The sequence below is a fragment of the Bacillus sp. FSL K6-2869 genome, from assembly GCF_040869405.1.
Taxonomy (GTDB): domain Bacteria; phylum Bacillota; class Bacilli; order Bacillales; family Bacillaceae; genus Bacillus; species Bacillus altitudinis.
In genome coordinates, this window is the sequence record NZ_CP152035.1 from 333,129 (window position 1) to 350,517 (window position 17,389).

Below are 17,389 nucleotides of genomic sequence, written 5' to 3' on the forward strand. Positions count from 1 at the left end.
AAAGACCAGTCAAAGAGACTTGGTCTATTTCGTTTGTGAATGTTTGATCATTTATGAAAAAGGGGAACGTCTAAAAAATATCTTTTTTCAAAACATGATATAATAAAGTGGCTAAAATCGTAGGTAAATCAATTGAAATGGAAGTAAAACCTGTTCTCTTCATGTAGAGGATGCTTAGGAGGAAAAGTGTATGAGTTTGCAGAAAAAAATCAGCCAAGAGTTGCATGTGCAGCCCTCAATTGACCCAAAGCAGGAGATCGAAAAACGGGTTGGATTTCTAAAGGCTTACTTGAAAAAGACCGGTGCAAAAGGATTCGTTCTCGGTATTAGCGGCGGACAGGATTCAACGCTTGCCGGCCGTCTCGCTCAGCTCGCTGTAAGTGAGCTTCGTCAAGAAGGAAAAGAGGATGCTGTCTTTATTGCAGTCCGTCTACCGCATGGCACGCAGCAAGATGAAGACGATGCGCAGCTGGCTCTATCATTTATTCAGCCGGACAAGTCTTGGAAATATGATATCGCACCTGCCGTGACGGCATTCAGTGAACAATATCAAAAGGAAACAGGCGGCGCGCTGTCTGATTTTAATAAAGGGAACGTCAAAGCACGCATGAGAATGATCGCACAGTATGCCGTCGGTGGACAGGAAGGCTTACTTGTCATTGGAACGGATCATGCAGCTGAAGCTGTGACGGGCTTTTTCACGAAGTATGGTGATGGCGGTGCAGATGTCCTTCCGCTCACAGGTCTGACGAAACGCCAAGGACGGACGCTACTAGAAGCGCTGCAAGCACCAGAGCGTCTATACTTAAAGAAACCAACAGCCGATCTGCTTGATGATAAACCTCAGCAAACGGATGAAACAGAACTCGGCATTACGTATAATGAAATTGATGATTACTTAGAAGGTAAGCCCGTGTCAGATCAAGCAGCAGAAGCGATTGAAAAACGCTATGTTCAATCAGAACATAAACGCCAAGTACCCGCTTCCATGTTTGATGACTGGTGGAAATAAAATAAGTGACCTCTCCAGTAGATGGAGAGGTTTTTTTATGTCAAATTTCAGCTGAATTTGACAGAATGAAACGAAAATGGTTCATTAATTAGTAGAACGATCTACATAAGTCTGTTTGACTAAATAAAGGGTAAATTGAAGAAGAGTGGTAAAATAATTAGTTCGATTCACTTAATTTCTCATCAAAAGACAGTATTTTCAGAAAAAATGATTGACGATAAAAACGAATGCGCTTACAATGAAAACACATTCCAAAAAGTGAAATTGAATTCCACTAGACGGAATAAAAGGAGTCGTTCATCTCCAAATAAGTGGCTAAAGGAATGATTCACACAATGAAAAATCGAAGTGCACTGGAAATATACAAAGAAGGAGGCGCTTGGTGGGAGACTGAGATTAGTCATATTCAAAAAAATTCAATTGAACTTCGCGGCTATCCAATTGAAGAGCTTATTGGTCAATTATCGTATCCACAGATGCTTTATCTACTGCTTGTTGGTGAATTACTAGATGATTCGAAGGCAGCTCTTTTTGAAAGTGTTCTTGTCGCAGGTGCGGATCATGGGCCAAGAGCACCGTCTATTGCAGCGGCAAGAATGGCGGTTACGTGCGGCATTTCGTTTAATTCTTCTGTTGCAACAGGGGTGAATCTATTAGGTGATATTCATGGCGGAGCTGGTGAAAAGGCGATGCGTATGTTATACGAAGCCAAAGCAGCCTACGATGAACACAAGGATATCAAGTCTGCTGCAAAGCAAGTATGTCAGACATGGTTAGCTCGCAAGGAAAAAATTCCGGGAATCGGTCATCAGCTGCATGATGATGATCCGAGAGTGAGACGGCTGTATGAGCTGAGTCAAACATATGTGCAGCAAGGTGATATCAGCGGAACGTACTTACGGTTAGCTGAGGCGATTAGACATGAACTTGAACAATTAAAAGGGAAAAAAATTACGATGAACATAGATGGTGTATCTGCTGCGATCCAATGTGAATTAAACATTCCAGCTGAAGCGGCAAAAGGCATCTTTTCCTTATCCAGAGGAATGGGCATCGTGGCGCATGCATATGAAGAGCTGACAAAAGGTGCCCTAGTGAAAGGTCCTTGTCCGAATGAAGAAAGACTTGTTCGTTATGCGGGGATCGGGACGCGTCACTTGAAGGAGGGTGAGAGAATTTGAGTGAATTGAAAGCGTTGTCATATATAAACGGCGAATGGCTGGATGCAAACCATGTCAAAGAAGACATTATCAATCCATACTCTGGGGAAATGATCGGTACATCCTATCTTGCCTCCTCAGAAGATATAGAACAGGCGCTTTCTATTGCGCAGCAAGCTAAAAAACAATTAGCGGCAATATCAGCATTAGAACGCTCAACGCTTCTAACAAAGGCAGCTGCCTTATTGGAAGAACAAAAAGAGCATTTTGCAAAACTCATTTCTTTAGAATTAGGCAAACCGCTTAAAAATACAAGAGATGAAGTCTCACGATCAATTGAAACGCTGGCGCAGTCAGCCGAAGAAGCCAATCGACTAATTGGTGAGACCATTCCTGGCAATGTATCTTCCCGTGGACAGAGAGCAACGGCGATGACATTTAAAGTGCCGGTTGGGGTTGTGCTGGCGATTACGCCTTTTAATGCGCCTCTCAACTTAATTTGTCACAAAATTGGTCCAGCTTTTGCGGCAGGGAATGCCATTATTTTAAAACCAGCACCGCAAACATCAGCTGTTGCCACAGCGTTTGTTAAGCTCCTGCTTGAAGCAGGGTTTCCTGAAAAGAGCCTTCAGCTTGTGATTGGAGGAGTAGACGCCGGCAAACAGTTAGTCACTGATGAAAGAACCAATCTTGTTTCTTTTACTGGCGGTGCGGTGGGCGGAGAACATATTTCAAACTCTGCTGGATTAAAAAAGGTACTGCTGGAACTCGGAGGAAATGGAGCGACGATTGTCCATCATGATGCAGATATCGAGCAAGCCGCATCTCTTTGTGCCAAAACGGGCTTTAGCAACTCTGGTCAAAGCTGTATTTCTGTTCAAAGAATTTATGTCCACAAGCAAATTATGTCGTCATTTACTGAGACACTTAAACAAAAAGTAGAGCAGCTCGTCGTTGGAGATCCGCTGTCTAGTGAAAGTGATATCGGCTGTATGGTCGATGTACAGGCAGCAAAACGTGTGGAGGCTTGGATACAAGAGGCAGAGAAAATGGGTGCCGAGCTTCTATCTGGAGGACAACGAAATGGCGCAAGCATCACACCGGCTATTTTGCTAAACCCGCCAAAACAAGCCAAGGTCGTCTGTGAAGAAGTGTTCGGTCCAGTCGTCAGCATACTCCCATATGAGGAGCTGGATGAGGCAATCAAAGAAGCAAACGATAGTCGATATGGTTTGCAGGCAGGTGTCTTTACGAATCAGCTGGATGTTGCGTTACACGCAGCAAAAGAGCTTGAAACTGGCGGCGTAGTCATCAATGGGACATCGAATTTCAGACTAGATCACTGGCCATATGGCGGGATTAAACGAAGCGGTATTGGAAGGGAAGGCCCGCGTTTCGCCATCGAGGAGATGACCGAAACCAAAATGGTTGTGCTACCAAATGGGCTATAAAGGGGGCAGATGGATGTGAATGTCTTTCAGCAAAAGTTAAAAAATGTGCAAAATGGCGGTCAGCCAATGATTTGTACGCCGCTCATTGGACAAACAAAGGAAGAATTGTTTCTTGAAGTTGAGGTGTTAGCTGAGAAGAAGCCTGATGTGATAGAGTGGCGAGCGGATTTTTTCAATCACCTCAATGACAAGGAACAAGTCATCGCCACCCTGAAAGGGATGATCGAAAAGGCAGATAGCATCCCATTTTTATTCACCATTCGTTCTGAAAAAGAGGGAGGCGAACGCATCTCACTCTCAGAGGATGAAAAGGTTTCCCTGCTTGTCGAGCTTTGTTCCACTCAGCTTGTGGCTGCCGTTGATTTTGAATTAATGCATGATGTCTCGCATATCCAGCAAGTCAGTCAGGCGGCTAAGAGAAACGGGGTCATCTTGATTGTGTCGTACCACGATTTCCAGCGTACCCCTGCGGCGGATCGGCTTGTGGAGCTATTCACCCATGCAGAATCGGTTGGCGCCGATATCGCAAAGATCGCCGTCATGCCGCATTCCTATGAGGATGCATTGACACTGCTTTCTGCGACGGGCAAGGCGAACAAGCATCTGTCCATCCCCGTTATTTCGATGGCGATGGGGGAATATGGCGCCTTCACAAGAATGGTAGGTGGACTCTTTGGGTCTATCATGACCTTTGCTGTAGGGAAAGAAAGCTCAGCACCTGGACAAGTTGCGATACAGGATTTGAATACCGTTCTATCGATTGTGTTTTCAAAGAATCAGTGAGTAGCAGATTCATAGCTGCACCGTGAGAGGAGAGAAACATGAAGAAGAATATATCTACACAGGTCATTCAGTATTTAGAAAATCGAGGAGTTGAGCATATCTTCGGTCTGTGCGGCCATACGAATATTGCTTTTTTATCAGCGCTAGAAAAAAGCCGTATTCAATTTGTGAATGTCAGACATGAACAGATAGCGGCGCATGCAGCAGACGGTTATGCACGAGCGAAAAAACAGACGGCTGTTGTGCTCAGTCACTTAGGTCCTGGACTCACCAATGCGGCAACAGGCGTAGCGAATGCTGCACTCGATTCCATTCCAATGGTTGTCATTGCAGGAGATGTTCCAAGTCATTACTACGGAAAGCACCCACACCAAGAAATCAATCTTCATTCCGATGCTTCTCAATACGAAATTTATCGCCCGTTTGTGAAAAGAGCATGGCGAGTCGACATTCCAGAATTATTTCCAGAAATTTTATCAAAAGCGTTTCAGTTAGCTGAAAGCGGCCGCCCTGGGCCAGTCCTGATTTCAGTTCCGATGGATGTGTTCTCAAAAGACTTAGATGTGTCGTTATTTGAACAAATCGCTCATCATACACACACCGTTGAAAAACCATCTATTGATGATCAAACAGCGAATCGGATATTAGATCGATTGCTGCAGGCAGACAAACCGCTCTTATATGTAGGGGGAGGCATTTTACTAGCCGATGCAGCAGAAGAGTTAAAGGCATTTTCTGACCATTTGAGTATCCCTGTTGCCCATTCTTTGATGGGGAAAGGGGCGATGCCAGATGATCATCCAATGACCCTTGGGATGACAGGGTTTTGGGGGACGAAATTTATCAATGATCAGTGTAAAGCAGCGGACTATATATTGGCTTTAGGCACCCGTTTTGCTGAAGCAGATGCGAGTTCGTGGGAATCGGAGTATACGTTCAATTTCCAATCAACCAAGCTCATTCATATTGACATTGATCCGAATGAAATTGGCCGAAATTATCCTGTGGAAATTGGAGCGGTAGCAGATCTCAAGCAGGCGTTGACCGTACTCAATCGTGTGGCGAAAGAAAGGCTGCCAGAAGGTCTGGATCGCCCTCAATTGAAAAAGGACATTGCGGTATATCGTGAGGAATTTCAGAAGAGCAATTTGACGAATATTCAAGACGAGTCTTTCCCGATGAAACCACAACGTATTTTGCAGGAAGTGCGGGAAGTATTGCCGCCTGATGCCTTCATTACAACCGATGTTGGCTGGAATAAAAATGGGGTCGGACAGCAATTTCCTGTATACACGCCAGGCACTATTTTAACCCCAGGTGGTTTTGCGACGATGGGATTTGGCGCTCCCGCTGCACTTGGAGCAAAGATTGCCCAGCCTGACCGTGTCGTTGTATCACTTGTCGGGGACGGCGGATTCGGTCAAAATCCATCTGTTCTCGCAACAGCTATGGAAGAAAACATTCCTGTCGTGTGGATTGTGATGAACAACAGTGCGTTTGGGACGATCGCCGGCTTGCAAATGGCACACTATGAAACGACATACGGCACTGTTTTTAGAAAAGATGGAGAAAGCTATTCGCCTGATTTTGCAGCCATTGCAAGAGGTTATGGGATGAAGGGGATCAAAATTACGGCGGCTTCTGAATTCAAAGAAGCTTTGGCTGAAGCGATCGCCTCTCAGGAACCATGTGTCATTGATGTAGCGATGAAAAATGATCCTGTGCCTACTGATGGACATTGGAACATTAATGATATTTATTCACCAAATACAAAACGTTCACATGTCAGTGTGAACTAAACATGACTAGGGAGGAATCAACAATGAAAATTAAAGTATTAAATCCATTTCAAGACGGTCATCCATTATGGTTAGGTTTAGATCATCCAGAAGAGAACATGATTCGGAAGGTGTTTCAAACGATCACACCAGATACCGTTGGATCAGAGCATATGATGGCAGGTCTCACTATTTTTGAGCCGGGCGAAGCAAGCTCGGTACACAATCACCCGGGTTCAGAGGAATTTGATTATGTGATTAAAGGGTCTGGCGAAGTCATTTGCGATGGAGAAAGACAATCATTTAAACAAAATGACTTTATGTTTATTCCAGATGGTGTCTCACATCAGCATGTGAACACAGGGGACGAACCTTTATGGCTGATTTGGCTCTATACACCGCAAGGGCAGCTTCCGAAGGACTAAAAAAACCTTGCACGAGAGAAAGAAGAAAAGGGGCTAAAATAGAAAGCATTTTAGCCCTTTATCAATTGAATGAAAGGGAGTCAAGCAATGAATAAGAATACACCGCTTGAAGGAATCAAAATATTAGATGTTTCAACGATGATTGCTGCACCATACGGCGCGGTGCTTCTAGGGGATTTCGGTGCAGAGGTCATTAAAGTCGAGATTCCTGGAAAAGGTGATACACTGCGGCATGTTGGCCCTTTTGCAGATGGTGAACCTTTGAGATGGTCAGGGCTTTCAAGGAATAAGAAATCTCTTACACTCGATCTACACAAAGAAGAAGCAAAAGACATTTTTAAAAAGCTTGCAGCGCAGGTTGATGTGATCATTGAAAATTTTCGTCCGGGAACACTTGAAAAATGGGACGTTGGGTACGATGTATTAAAAGAAATCAACCCTCGTTTAATTATGATTCGAGTTTCGGGTTATGGGCAAACCGGTCCATTTAAGGACAAGGCGGGGTTTGGTACACCTGCGACGGCGTTTAGCGGCTTTACATATATTCAAGGGTTTCCAGATCGGCATCCAGTCAGCCCGTCCTTTTCCCTTACGGATTATATCGCAGGAATCTATGTGGCGTTTGCCACTGTGACAGCGATGTATTACCGTGACACACATCCAGAAGGAACAGGGCAAATGGTGGATTTGGCTCTCTATGAATCTGTGTTCCGCATGTTAGAATTTTTGGTTGCTGAATATGACAAGCTAGGGAAGGTGCGTGAACGTTCACCAGGGTTAAGCGGTCATTCAAGCCCTGCCGGCACCTATGAGACAAAGGACGGGCATTATTTGGTTCTTGTGACGAGTACAGATTCGACCTTTAATCGATTGGCAGAGGCGATGAATCGCTTAGATTTACTAGAGAACGAGAAATTCTCTGTGAATGCAGCCAGGCTGAAGCATAACGATGAAATGGATGCGATCGTCTCGCAGTGGATTGCGTCCAAAACAAGAGATGACGTCCTAGACATTCTAGATACACATGGTGTGCCTGTGAGTCCGATTCTAAGCATTCGGGATATCTTTGAGCATCCGCAATTTAAAGCACGAGAAAATATTGTCGAGGTGCATCATCCACGTCTTGGAAAAGTGAAGGTGCCTGGAATCATTCCGAAGTTTGAAAAAACCCCCGGTCGTATTCGCCATATTGCGCCTGATTTAGGTGAACATAATTATGACATTTTAACGAATATGCTTGGCTTCACAGAAGAAGAGTGTAAACAGTTAGAAGAAAAAGGGGTCATTTAAGACACTCAACCGATCCGCACGCTGCGGAAACAAAGGAGGATGGTTATGAAAGTGCATTCAGAACTGAAGGGGAACGACTTGCGGCCTGCTTATGCGAAACCAACAAAAGCTCGTTTCGGCATCTTGATTCTGTTGTTTTTTATTACCGCTATTAACTATATTGATCGAGCCAGTGTATCCATTGTTGCACCTGCGATTCAGTCTTCATTGCAATTGAACCCTGCCTTATTAGGCCTCATCTTTTCAGCATTTAGCTGGACCTATACAGCCATGCAGATCCCTGGCGGCTTTATTCTTGATAAGTTTGGATCAAAGGTAACGTATGGAATATCACTCATTACTTGGTCTATTTTCACCGGTTTACAGGCGTTTGCGAATAGCTTTGCCTTCTTATTTGGCTGCCGTTTGTTTATCGGAATTACAGAATCTCCCGCATTTCCTGCGAATAATCGCATTGTGACCACATGGTTTCCAAGGCGGGAACGCGCATTTGCAACAGGGGTATATACCGCTGGAGAGTATGTGGGGCTTGCATTTGCGACACCTCTTCTTTTTTGGATCATGACAACTTTCGATTGGAGAACCGTCTTTATCACTGCTGGTGCGCTCGGTATTATATTTGCTTTCTTTTGGTACAAGTATTATCACGAACCAAAAGAGCATCCAAAGATCAATGAAGATGAATTAGAATTGATCCGTCAAGGCGAAGGACTGACTGTGGCATCACAGGAGAAATTGAAATGGGCAGACTTTGCCGCACTTTTAAAATATCGTAAATTGATTGGACTCTATATTGGTCAATTTTCTGTTGCGTCTACCCTCTTTTTCTTTTTAACATGGTTTCCGACCTATTTAGCAGAGGCGAAAAATATGGCCTTTCTCAAAGTGGGTTTTGCGGCATCCCTGCCATACATCGCTGCATTCTTTGGAGTGCTGTTTGGAGGCTATGTGTCTGACTGGCTGCTTAAAAAGGGTGTATCGGTCAATGTAGCGAGAAAGCTGCCGGTTGTGGTCGGTCTGCTTCTGACAAGTACCATTGTTTTAGCGAATTTTACAACGAATATCCCGCTTGTGCTCACTATTTTATCCATCGCATCCTTTGCGCAAGGACTGTCTAATATCTCCTGGACCATGCTGTCTGAGGTAGCACCAAGAGAAATGGTCGGGTTGGCTGGCGGCGTATTCAACTTTTTTGCTAACTTATCCGGCATCATCACCCCGCTGATCATCGGATTCATTGTATCGGCGACAGGCTCTTACAACGGCGGTATTTTATTCGTCAGCCTAGTGGCATTAGGCGGAGCGTTGTCGTATATCTTTATTGTAGGTAAGATTGAACGGATTCAATTAAAATAATAGAGAGTAAGAAAAAGAGAACTCATTGGGTTCTCTTTCAGCGTGTAGACAAACCCTCGCATTCGGTGTCAGTCCTGCGTGCCGGTGCTCACGAATGTCAAATTCGCTCCGCGCCAGTACTCGTCCTTCCTAGGGCTGCAAAGGTTTTCTATCACACTGAAAAAAAGACAAGGGGCTAAAATCAAATTCATTTTAGCCCCTTGTCAACAAACTTGAAAGAGAACTCATTGGGTTCTCTTTTTCTATGAATAAAAGATGACGGTGATGATCGTTGCACATGCGATCCCCATGCTGATATAAAAACCAGCAAACCAGATATTCCATCGAGTGATTCGGTAAGGGTTGACCTTCATCAAATCGGCTAATAGGGAGACAGATACATTATATGGGCTAAACATGACCGTTGAGGTTCCAGCGATAATGAGCATGATTGCGATGGGAAGGGCAGGCAGTTCATGAATGACAGGTGCCATCAAGCTCACTAAGAGAGCAAGCGAAACGAGCGGGTGGAAACCGCAAAGAGCGGTGATGAGAAAATACAGCCCGATGACCCCATAAACCCAAATGGCATGATCTGATATACTGACGATAAATGCTTGAATCGGCTGCAAGCTGTTTGTGACAAGCAGCATATCGACAAAGAAGCCCGCGCTTAAAAATAGACACATATAATTGGAGAGCTGGCGGGTCCGTTCTTTCCAATGGGGAATAGAGACGGCTACATATTGTTTTCGTTTTTTGATGATAGACGAGAATAATAGAGCGAAAGGAATAATCGTCAGCACAACAGCGAACAGATAACCTTTCCCAATCCAGGCGTCAACAAGCGAAACGACTGTCATAAAACTGAGCAGCATGAAAGCAAGCTGAATGGTTTTTCTCTTGATGCGATGAGGGTTGGAGTGAGCTTCTGCCGGCTGGATGATATGCGGCAATCGTTTGCTTTGACGAGAAAACAGCAACCAATCCGTCAACAGCACAAGCACCATTAAACAAAAGGTAACGGGTGCAATCTGATAATATTTCAATTTGGTTGCATCAATGGTGACACTCACCAGTACTTCGACAGGACTCCAGCTAAGACATAGCGCATATGACCTTAAAAGATTGCGCGTATAAAGGTGCTGTTTGACTTGTTCCTGAAGGGCGTTCAGCGACGGTTTCAAGGATGTATATAATAAGGGAATCGTTGCGATATTTAAAAACATGCCAAGAACATGAGTGACAAATGAACTCTTGCGATAAAGCTGATTTGTACTTGTTGTATGTAAGGTAAGCAGTTTATTTAATTGAGTATCGAAATGTCCAACATGTATGAGAGAATGAATAAATGGCAACATGAAAAATAAAGAAAGCAAGCCTAGCATGGAATGAAAATGAAGAAAAAGCGTATGCAAAGGCTGTTCTGACCAGAAAAATAACACCAATCCAATCAAGAGAAACATAGCACCCGTTTTCAAATAAAGTCCATTGGCCTTCTTAAAGGAAATGGTGAGCGAAGTAGCCGCCAGCAGACCAACCAAATAGGAGAGAATGGGAGCAGGGAATAGTTGATGAACGATGTATAAGCTAATAAGAAGTGTGAAAATGAGCAGGTAGATCATGATATCTCCTCCATCAAAACATCTATCGGTTTTATTCCGTACAGTGGAATTTGTTTTCTTTTAATGGAACATTTAAAATGGATTATAGCAAAATTGGTTAATCATGTCGATAAGAAATCAAAGGGGAAAAGGAGAAAGTGAACATGGCTGATAAAAAGTCAAAAGAAGAATCAGGATTGCGTACCGTTCAGCGGGCTTTGGATATTCTTTCTTGCTTTAGCGAAGAACGTCAAGAGTTGACGCTAACGGACATTTCAAAAGAGATGAACTTAGCAATGTCTACCACAACGAGACTGCTCAAGGCACTTGAAATGAATCATTTTGTGGAAAAGAACCAAGAGACGATGAAGTACCGGCTCGGTCAAAGACTTTATCTTCTCGGTTATATTGCTGGGAAGTCCATCAAATTGAGGGAACTGGCAAAACCGCTCATGTACACACTTCGTGATGAAACAAAGGAAACCGTCAACCTGTATGTGCTCGATCACAAAAGCAGGGTATGTATTGAACAAGCCGAAGGGCTGCAATCGATTCGGCATCTTGTGAAAATCGGTGAGAAGCTGCCGTTATACGCTGGTGCTGGTGGAAAGGTGCTACTTGCTTTCCAAAGCGAAGAGTTTCAACAGCAAGTTTTCGCATCTGAGGCTGATCACATGACGATGGAGGAATGGCAAAAAGAATGTCGTCATATTCTTGAAACGCATACCGCTTGCAGTATTGATGAAAGGGAAGTCGGATCGGCGGCAGTGGCGGCACCGATCTTTAACATTCATGGGGAGGTGCAGGCATGTTTATCCATATCTGGACCGACCCAACGATTTACTGAAGATGTCATCTCTCAATTGCAGCAAAAAGTGAAAGAGCATGCCGAGAAGCTCTCCGAACAGCTCGGTTACGTCGTCAAACACAATTTTTAAGAATGCCTATCTTTTCTCAGTCCATTTATCATATAATAGAAACATTATGTAGCATTCCTTGTCGTAAGGAGGACGTGTCACGAACATGAAAAACAATAGAGAGATTCCTGTGAGACAGCGAAATATTGTCCTCATTGGCTTTATGGGCGTTGGGAAAACAACCATTGGGCAGCTGGTTGCCAAAAAGTTATATAGAGATTTTATTGATGTTGATCAGGAGATTGAGAAAAAGTACAACATGACGATTCCAGAAATGTTTCAGCAAAAAGGAGAAGATTTCTTCAGACAGGCTGAAAAGGACTATATCGTCGATTTATGTGAACATACTCAGCTAAAGATCGTGTCTCTTGGAGGCGGTGCGTTTAAACAGGAAGAAATCAAACGATCTTGCTTAAAGCATTGTACGGTTCTTTTCCTTGACCTATCTTGGGAGAATTGGAAACAGCGGCTGGATATTTTAATTGAAAACCGTCCTGTTCTTCATAACCGTACGCTTGACGAGATGAAAGAGCTGTTTGAAGAGCGCCGGGAAATTTATTCCCTTCATAACTCAAGAGTGGAAACAGATCATCTAGAAGCTGAAGAAGTCGCCAATTATATTGTCGACACACTCAAGCTTGGCTGGGATCTATATTCGAAATAAAAAAGTCTATCCTAAGGGGGTAGACTTTTTCTATTAGATCAGGAGTAGTCAAAGAAATCACAGTCTAAGTTGGATGATGGTTGAAAAAAAGAAGAAAAGATGTTTTTTCCTTCGTCATTATATCAAAATGTATGCATCCTCTATGTGGTGTGACTAGCCGTTTGAAAAAAGTGGTGATTAGACTACAACGAGTTCAAGATGATGAGGTTTTTTGATTGATGTGGGAAACGAAATATATCTCTCATTTTCTTTTTTTGAAAAAATAAAATAGTATCTAAATTCTAATAATCATTTTTTGAATTATTATAATTTTTAAAAATATTGTTGACACCTTCGGTTAGATCATTCTATGATTATTAACGTAAACGCTTACCGTAAACGTTTACTATAACGGATGGGGAGGAATTTGTTGATGAAAAATAAAGAAAAATGGAGCGGTGTATTCCCGGCAGTCTTAATTCCTTTTAAAGATGACTATTCAATTGATGAACCTGCTTTTCGTAAGCTTGTTCGCTGGGTGGCGGAGCACGAAGGGATTAATGGGATCGTTGTCAATGGACATACTGGCGAGATTATGACTTTGCTGCCACATGAACGAGCTGAAGCTGTGCGTATTGCAGCCGACGAATTAAAGGGAGAAATTCCTGTCATTTCTGGGGTTTCTGCTGAAGGGACAATCGAAGCGATCCAGCATGCAAAAGCAGTGGAGGAAGCTGGCGGAGAAGGTATTCTTCTTATGCCGCCACATTCATGGCTGAGATTCGGTATGCAGCCTGAGTCACCTGTCCAATTCTTTCAAGATGTTGCAGAAGCAATTGATATTTCAATCATCGTCCATCAATATCCAACATGGACAAAAACCTCTTATACAACCAGTCAATTATTAGAAATGTCGGAGATTCCAAACGTTGTCTCATTTAAAATCGGTCAAAGAGACATGGCGCAATATGAAGTGGATGTGCGCGCACTGAAAAAGCATGCACCAGATGTATCGTTGCTCACATGTCACGATGAATATTTATTGCCAACATTAGTTCAAGGAATTGATGGGGCGCTTGTAGGTTTCGGCTGTTTTGTCCCAGATTTGATTGCTGAGCTTGTGAAATGTGTGGAAGAACAAGACCTTGTAGCGGCTAATAAAGTGTACGATAGAATCTTTGAATTAAAGCATGCTGTGTATAAAATGGATGAACCTTCCTCTACCTCTCATCTGCGAATGAAGGAAGCGATGTTCCAGCGAGGTTTGATCAGCAGTTCGCTTGCGAGGAAGCCAGTATTACCTTTAACTCAAAAGGAAAAAGAAGAGATTCGTCAGGGCCTTCAAAGTGTTGGTTTACTTAAGGAAAACGTTAGTAAATAACAGACCATTGATTTCATGATGAAGGTGAGTCAGGTTATAATAGAGTATAAAACAACAGACTCCCGGAGGTATGAAATGTGTCAGTAAGTATTAAAGATGTCGCATTGAAAGCTGGAGTATCTATCGCCTCTGTTTCCCGAGTATTAAGTGGCAAACCAGGAGTAGGTGCTCAAACGGCTGAAAGAATTAAACAAGTGATTGATGAATTAGGCTATCGTCCTAATTTAGGAGCTAGAGGGCTCGTTAAAAGAAAGACTGGCAATATTGCTGTCGTGGTTCCTCGTGGTTCATATATTTTGAATAATCCATTTTTTTCGACGATTTTAGATGGGATAGCGAAGGAATTAGATGATACTGAATTCAATATGTTGATGTCATTTACATCTGTACAGCAGCAGCGATTACTTGAAACGCAGGCTGTAGATGGTGCCATTTTATTTTCTCCAAGAAATGAAGAATTGAGCATGGATTGGTTAAGAAGTTTAGCTATTCCCATTATCGTTGTCGGAAGTTACTTAGAGGATTCTCCATTTCCATGTGTCAGGCCCGATGATGAAGAAGGTGTGTGCCAATCTGTCACGGCCTTATTTGATAAAGGTCATCGAACCATTGGACTGGTCAATGGTCCAATGAGTTCGATGCATAGTGTGAGGTATTACAAGGGGTATGAGCGTACACTGAAAAGTTTAGGATTAACAATGAACAAAGAGCTTGTGTTTGAGTTAGATGAATTTGATGGGGGAAAAGTAGTAGAAGTGGTTTCTCAATTTCTCCAAGGAAACCAGCACATGACTGGAGTTGTTTGCTCTTCAGATTTTTTGGCGATAGGGGTCATGAAAGCGGCAGATATCGCAAATGTGTCAATACCTCATGATTTGTCTGTCGTTGGTGCTGATGATGTGCCCATTGCAAGTTTTTTAACCCCTTCTTTATCTTCTGTTCATGTTGATTTAGTTGGAATGGGAAGAAAAGCGGTTTCTTTACTAACGCAGTTAGTAGAAGGAGAACAGTTAGAGAAGATGGAACACATCTTCCCGATGTACTATGTAGATCGTGGCACCACGGGAACGCCAAAAAAGAAATGATAGATGCTGAAAACTCATATGATCGCTTTAGAATGTCTCTTCATTTAAAATGTAAGCGATTTCTTTTGTGCTCATCAGCATGTACTTTTGCATCATTTCCTCTATTAAGGAGGAGATATCATGACGTTAGAACTCAGCGGAAATTCAAATTCTCATGATGAGCAAGTTGTTGATAGAGCTTCACAACTATTGACTAGGATGGAAAGTGTACCTTTTTCGAGATGGCATTTAAAACCTCGTATCATTATGGGATCTGCTACCTTTTTTGATGCTTTTGATGCACTATCTTTAGCGTTTGTTCTCCCAGTTCTCATCGGCATGTGGAATTTATCACCTGCTCAAATTGGTCTTCTTATTGGGTCTGGTTATATCGGACAAGCGATTGGTGCCATTTTCTTTGGGTGGTTAGCAGAAAGACGTGGCCGTGTATTTAGTGCAAAGTGGACTGTATTTCTCATGTCTATTATGAGTATCGCATGTGTATTTTCAGGTAACTTTATGGCCCTTTTTATTTTTCGTTTTATACAGGGGATTGGAGTAGGAGGAGAAGTGCCAGTAGCGGCCTCATATATCAATGAGTTGTCCCGGGCCCAAGGCAGAGGGAGATTTTTTATGCTCTATGAGATGATTTTTCCATTAGGATTAATGATCTCAGCTCAAATTGGTGCATTTGTTGTCCCTAGCTTTGGGTGGAAATGGATGTTCTTGATTGGTGGAATTGGCGGTTTAATCGTCTTTGTCTTCTTTTTCATGTTGCGTGAATCTCCAAGATGGCTTATTTCAAAAGGCAGGTTAGATGAAGCCGAAAGAATCATTGAAGAGATTGAAGCTAGTACGGACAAACGAATGCCTGTTGCAAAGCAAGTGTCCAGCAGCACTGAAAAAGGCGACTGGAAAGAGCTCTTTTCTACTTTTTATCGTAAAAGAACATTGATCGTATGGGGACTATGGTTTTCTGCCTACTTTGTATCGAATGGATTAAATAACTGGTTACCGAGTCTTTATAATACGGTTTACAATTTGCCAGTTGGAGATTCATTAAGGGCAGCCTCTCTCACAAATATTTTACAGACCATAGGGGTATTCGCTTGTGCATTTTTAATCGATAAAGTAGGACGGAAGCGCTGGGCAACCATTGCATTTATCGTAACAGGTGCTTTATTAACGGCTTTATGGATCAGCGGAGCAAATTCTCCAGAAAGCGTTATTTATTTAGGGTCCGCTGCCTACGGAATGATGGGAACAATTACAGTTCTTCTCTATTTATATACACCTGAAATCTATCCAACCCGTATGAGGGTAATAGGTACGGCATTTGCTACAGCGTGGCTTAGGCTGGCCTCAGCGATCGCTCCTATTATGATAGGTTTTATTTTAGAGGTGAGCGGTGTTTCAACTATTTTTATTCTTTTTGCAAGTGTGACTGTAGTGGGAGCAATTCTTGCTTTTAAAATGATCGAAACGAGAGAGAAAGTATTAGAGGATATTGCACCGTAAGTGATGCATGCAGTGAAGAACTTATTCTAAAGAGGGTAGGTTCTTTTTTTATTTAGAGGATTTACGTACACTTTTGAAAAAGCCTAACCTACCTCAGTTCAATTATCTTATAATAGAAACATCATGCAGCACTCCTTGTCACGAACATGAAAAGTAATATCTATCAGATAGTGTAAATGTAGAATCAAAATATAAAAGTCTACCGGCTAGGGTAGACTTTTTCGATCAGTTTAATGTTTGATCCCTTGAAGCAGTGCGGCTTTTAGGCAAAAGGATATTGGCTGACGATGTTCGTCGAATTGCAGTTGAAACAGCTGTTTCGTGTCATCGTCTGTAGCATGAAGGTGGGCAACGATTTCCTTTTGAACATTCTCTGGTGTACGTCCTCGTATGATCCAGTCCTGATAATCAATATGCAGATCCCAGTAACGGATATCTTCTTTCGTCAGATGGTTGTCAGCGAAAAGCTCTTTCCATTCTGATAACGAGCTTTCTCGCACATGGGAAGGATCTCTCAGTCTATTTAAATGATTAATAAAGTCATCCTGTGCTTGGTTTTCAGGTGCATAATGATCGACAAGTAGAAATTTGCCGCCTTTCTTTAAGACTCGGCTGATTTCAGACATGGCTGCCGGGAGATGTGGGAAGTGATGAGCAGCAAATCGGCATGTGACCAGATCAAATGATGCATCAGAAAAGGGCAATGCGTCTGCGGATGCCTGCTCAAACGTAATGTGGTTCAGCTGTCGCTCTTCCGCAAGTGCTGTAGCAACCTCGATCATTTTGGGTGTGACATCAATCCCGATTCCTTTAGAGATGACGTCTGAAAAGGAAAAAACGGTATGACCTGCCGCGCAGCCGATATCAAGTAGATGCTCATCGCCCTTTGCCTTCGCCGCCGTTTTCATCCATTCAAGTTCTTTTCCAGCTGCAAAGATGGGTGAATCTCGGTAGTTCTCTGCATTTTGTGAGAATTGTTTCTCGGCTTTTGAATATGGATTCATTCCTTTACCCCCTTTTTGTTGTTT

At 42.9% G+C, this 17,389-nt stretch carries 15 protein-coding genes; 13 read left to right on the top strand and 2 right to left on the bottom strand.

The genetic code is table 11. The annotated features are described in order from the left end of the window. The first annotated feature begins 190 nt into the window (after positions 1-190). The 8 genes from nadE to MHI58_RS01815 all read left to right on the top strand — a co-directional run bounded on the left by nadE (position 191) and on the right by MHI58_RS01815 (position 9,255). On the top strand, positions 191-1,012 hold the full coding sequence (nadE, locus tag MHI58_RS01780; protein ID WP_024718980.1) for an ammonia-dependent NAD(+) synthetase: 822 nt from the start codon (positions 191-193) through the stop codon (positions 1,010-1,012). A 323-nt stretch (positions 1,013-1,335) separates the two neighbouring features. Next, on the top strand, positions 1,336-2,193 hold the full coding sequence (locus MHI58_RS01785) for a citryl-CoA lyase (protein WP_081105380.1): 858 nt from the start codon (positions 1,336-1,338) through the stop codon (positions 2,191-2,193). Beyond that, on the top strand, positions 2,190-3,623 hold the full coding sequence (locus MHI58_RS01790) for an aldehyde dehydrogenase family protein (RefSeq protein ID WP_041508215.1): 1,434 nt from the start codon (positions 2,190-2,192) through the stop codon (positions 3,621-3,623). The genes MHI58_RS01785 and MHI58_RS01790 overlap by 4 nt, the downstream gene beginning before the upstream one ends. A gap of 9 nt (positions 3,624-3,632) precedes the next feature. Beyond that, positions 3,633-4,406 (top strand): type I 3-dehydroquinate dehydratase, encoded by a 774-nt coding sequence (aroD, locus tag MHI58_RS01795; RefSeq protein WP_041508216.1) that lies wholly within the window; start codon positions 3,633-3,635, stop codon positions 4,404-4,406. 38 nt (positions 4,407-4,444) lie between these two features. Beyond that, on the top strand, positions 4,445-6,205 hold the full coding sequence (locus MHI58_RS01800) for a thiamine pyrophosphate-binding protein (protein ID WP_045034610.1): 1,761 nt from the start codon (positions 4,445-4,447) through the stop codon (positions 6,203-6,205). Positions 6,206-6,228: 23 nt separating this feature from the next. Continuing rightward, positions 6,229-6,609 carry a cupin domain-containing protein gene (locus tag MHI58_RS01805; RefSeq protein ID WP_024718975.1) on the top strand — a complete coding sequence of 127 codons (381 nt, stop codon included), beginning with the start codon at positions 6,229-6,231 and terminating at the stop codon, positions 6,607-6,609. Between the two features lie 87 nt (positions 6,610-6,696). Next, entirely contained in the window at positions 6,697-7,899 is a 1,203-nt protein-coding gene (locus tag MHI58_RS01810) for a CaiB/BaiF CoA-transferase family protein (protein ID WP_045034609.1), read from the top strand. Positions 7,900-7,944: 45 nt separating this feature from the next. Further along, the gene (locus MHI58_RS01815) at positions 7,945-9,255 is read left to right on the top strand and encodes an MFS transporter (protein WP_008342087.1); all 1,311 of its coding nucleotides are present in this window, start codon (positions 7,945-7,947) and stop codon (positions 9,253-9,255) included. A gap of 242 nt (positions 9,256-9,497) precedes the next feature. Here MHI58_RS01815 and MHI58_RS01820 read toward each other — a convergent pair whose 3' ends face one another. Beyond that, positions 9,498-10,859: a hypothetical protein gene (locus MHI58_RS01820; RefSeq protein ID WP_045034608.1), complete on the bottom strand. Its 1,362-nt coding sequence runs from the start codon at positions 10,857-10,859 to the stop codon at positions 9,498-9,500. 143 nt (positions 10,860-11,002) lie between these two features. Between MHI58_RS01820 and MHI58_RS01825 the strand changes: the two genes are divergently transcribed. The 5 genes from MHI58_RS01825 to MHI58_RS01845 all read left to right on the top strand — a co-directional run bounded on the left by MHI58_RS01825 (position 11,003) and on the right by MHI58_RS01845 (position 16,361). Next, positions 11,003-11,776, top strand: a complete 774-nt coding sequence (locus MHI58_RS01825; protein ID WP_045034607.1) for an IclR family transcriptional regulator — start codon at positions 11,003-11,005, stop codon at positions 11,774-11,776. Positions 11,777-11,861: 85 nt separating this feature from the next. Continuing rightward, positions 11,862-12,419, top strand: coding sequence for a shikimate kinase (locus MHI58_RS01830; protein WP_025206715.1), 558 nt, complete (start codon positions 11,862-11,864; stop codon positions 12,417-12,419). A 412-nt stretch (positions 12,420-12,831) separates the two neighbouring features. Beyond that, positions 12,832-13,779, top strand: a complete 948-nt coding sequence (locus MHI58_RS01835; protein ID WP_045034606.1) for a dihydrodipicolinate synthase family protein — start codon at positions 12,832-12,834, stop codon at positions 13,777-13,779. A 77-nt stretch (positions 13,780-13,856) separates the two neighbouring features. Next, complete coding sequence (locus MHI58_RS01840; protein ID WP_041508222.1) at positions 13,857-14,864, top strand: LacI family DNA-binding transcriptional regulator; 1,008 nt, start codon at positions 13,857-13,859, stop codon at positions 14,862-14,864. A 120-nt stretch (positions 14,865-14,984) separates the two neighbouring features. Next, entirely contained in the window at positions 14,985-16,361 is a 1,377-nt protein-coding gene (locus MHI58_RS01845) for an MFS transporter (protein WP_024718969.1), read from the top strand. A gap of 230 nt (positions 16,362-16,591) precedes the next feature. On the opposite strand, the gene MHI58_RS01850 is transcribed toward MHI58_RS01845, so the two are convergent. Then, positions 16,592-17,365, bottom strand: a complete 774-nt coding sequence (locus tag MHI58_RS01850) for a class I SAM-dependent methyltransferase (RefSeq protein WP_041508223.1) — start codon at positions 17,363-17,365, stop codon at positions 16,592-16,594. Positions 17,366-17,389 lie beyond the last annotated feature (24 nt).

What these genes read in the sequence shown, in the direction of transcription:
- nadE (WP_024718980.1), top strand. Translation starts at nt 191, where the DNA reads ATGAGTTTGCAGAAAAAAATCAGCCAAGAGTTGCATGTGCAGCCCTCA.
- MHI58_RS01785 (WP_081105380.1), top strand. Translation starts at nt 1,336, where the DNA reads ATGATTCACACAATGAAAAATCGAAGTGCACTGGAAATATACAAAGAA.
- aroD (WP_041508216.1), top strand. Translation starts at nt 3,633, where the DNA reads ATGGATGTGAATGTCTTTCAGCAAAAGTTAAAAAATGTGCAAAATGGC.
- MHI58_RS01800 (WP_045034610.1), top strand. Translation starts at nt 4,445, where the DNA reads ATGAAGAAGAATATATCTACACAGGTCATTCAGTATTTAGAAAATCGA.
- MHI58_RS01805 (WP_024718975.1), top strand. Translation starts at nt 6,229, where the DNA reads ATGAAAATTAAAGTATTAAATCCATTTCAAGACGGTCATCCATTATGG.
- MHI58_RS01810 (WP_045034609.1), top strand. Translation starts at nt 6,697, where the DNA reads ATGAATAAGAATACACCGCTTGAAGGAATCAAAATATTAGATGTTTCA.
- MHI58_RS01815 (WP_008342087.1), top strand. Translation starts at nt 7,945, where the DNA reads ATGAAAGTGCATTCAGAACTGAAGGGGAACGACTTGCGGCCTGCTTAT.
- MHI58_RS01820 (WP_045034608.1), bottom strand. Translation starts at nt 10,859, where the DNA reads ATGATCTACCTGCTCATTTTCACACTTCTTATTAGCTTATACATCGTT.
- MHI58_RS01825 (WP_045034607.1), top strand. Translation starts at nt 11,003, where the DNA reads ATGGCTGATAAAAAGTCAAAAGAAGAATCAGGATTGCGTACCGTTCAG.
- MHI58_RS01830 (WP_025206715.1), top strand. Translation starts at nt 11,862, where the DNA reads ATGAAAAACAATAGAGAGATTCCTGTGAGACAGCGAAATATTGTCCTC.
- MHI58_RS01835 (WP_045034606.1), top strand. Translation starts at nt 12,832, where the DNA reads ATGAAAAATAAAGAAAAATGGAGCGGTGTATTCCCGGCAGTCTTAATT.
- MHI58_RS01845 (WP_024718969.1), top strand. Translation starts at nt 14,985, where the DNA reads ATGACGTTAGAACTCAGCGGAAATTCAAATTCTCATGATGAGCAAGTT.
- MHI58_RS01850 (WP_041508223.1), bottom strand. Translation starts at nt 17,365, where the DNA reads ATGAATCCATATTCAAAAGCCGAGAAACAATTCTCACAAAATGCAGAG.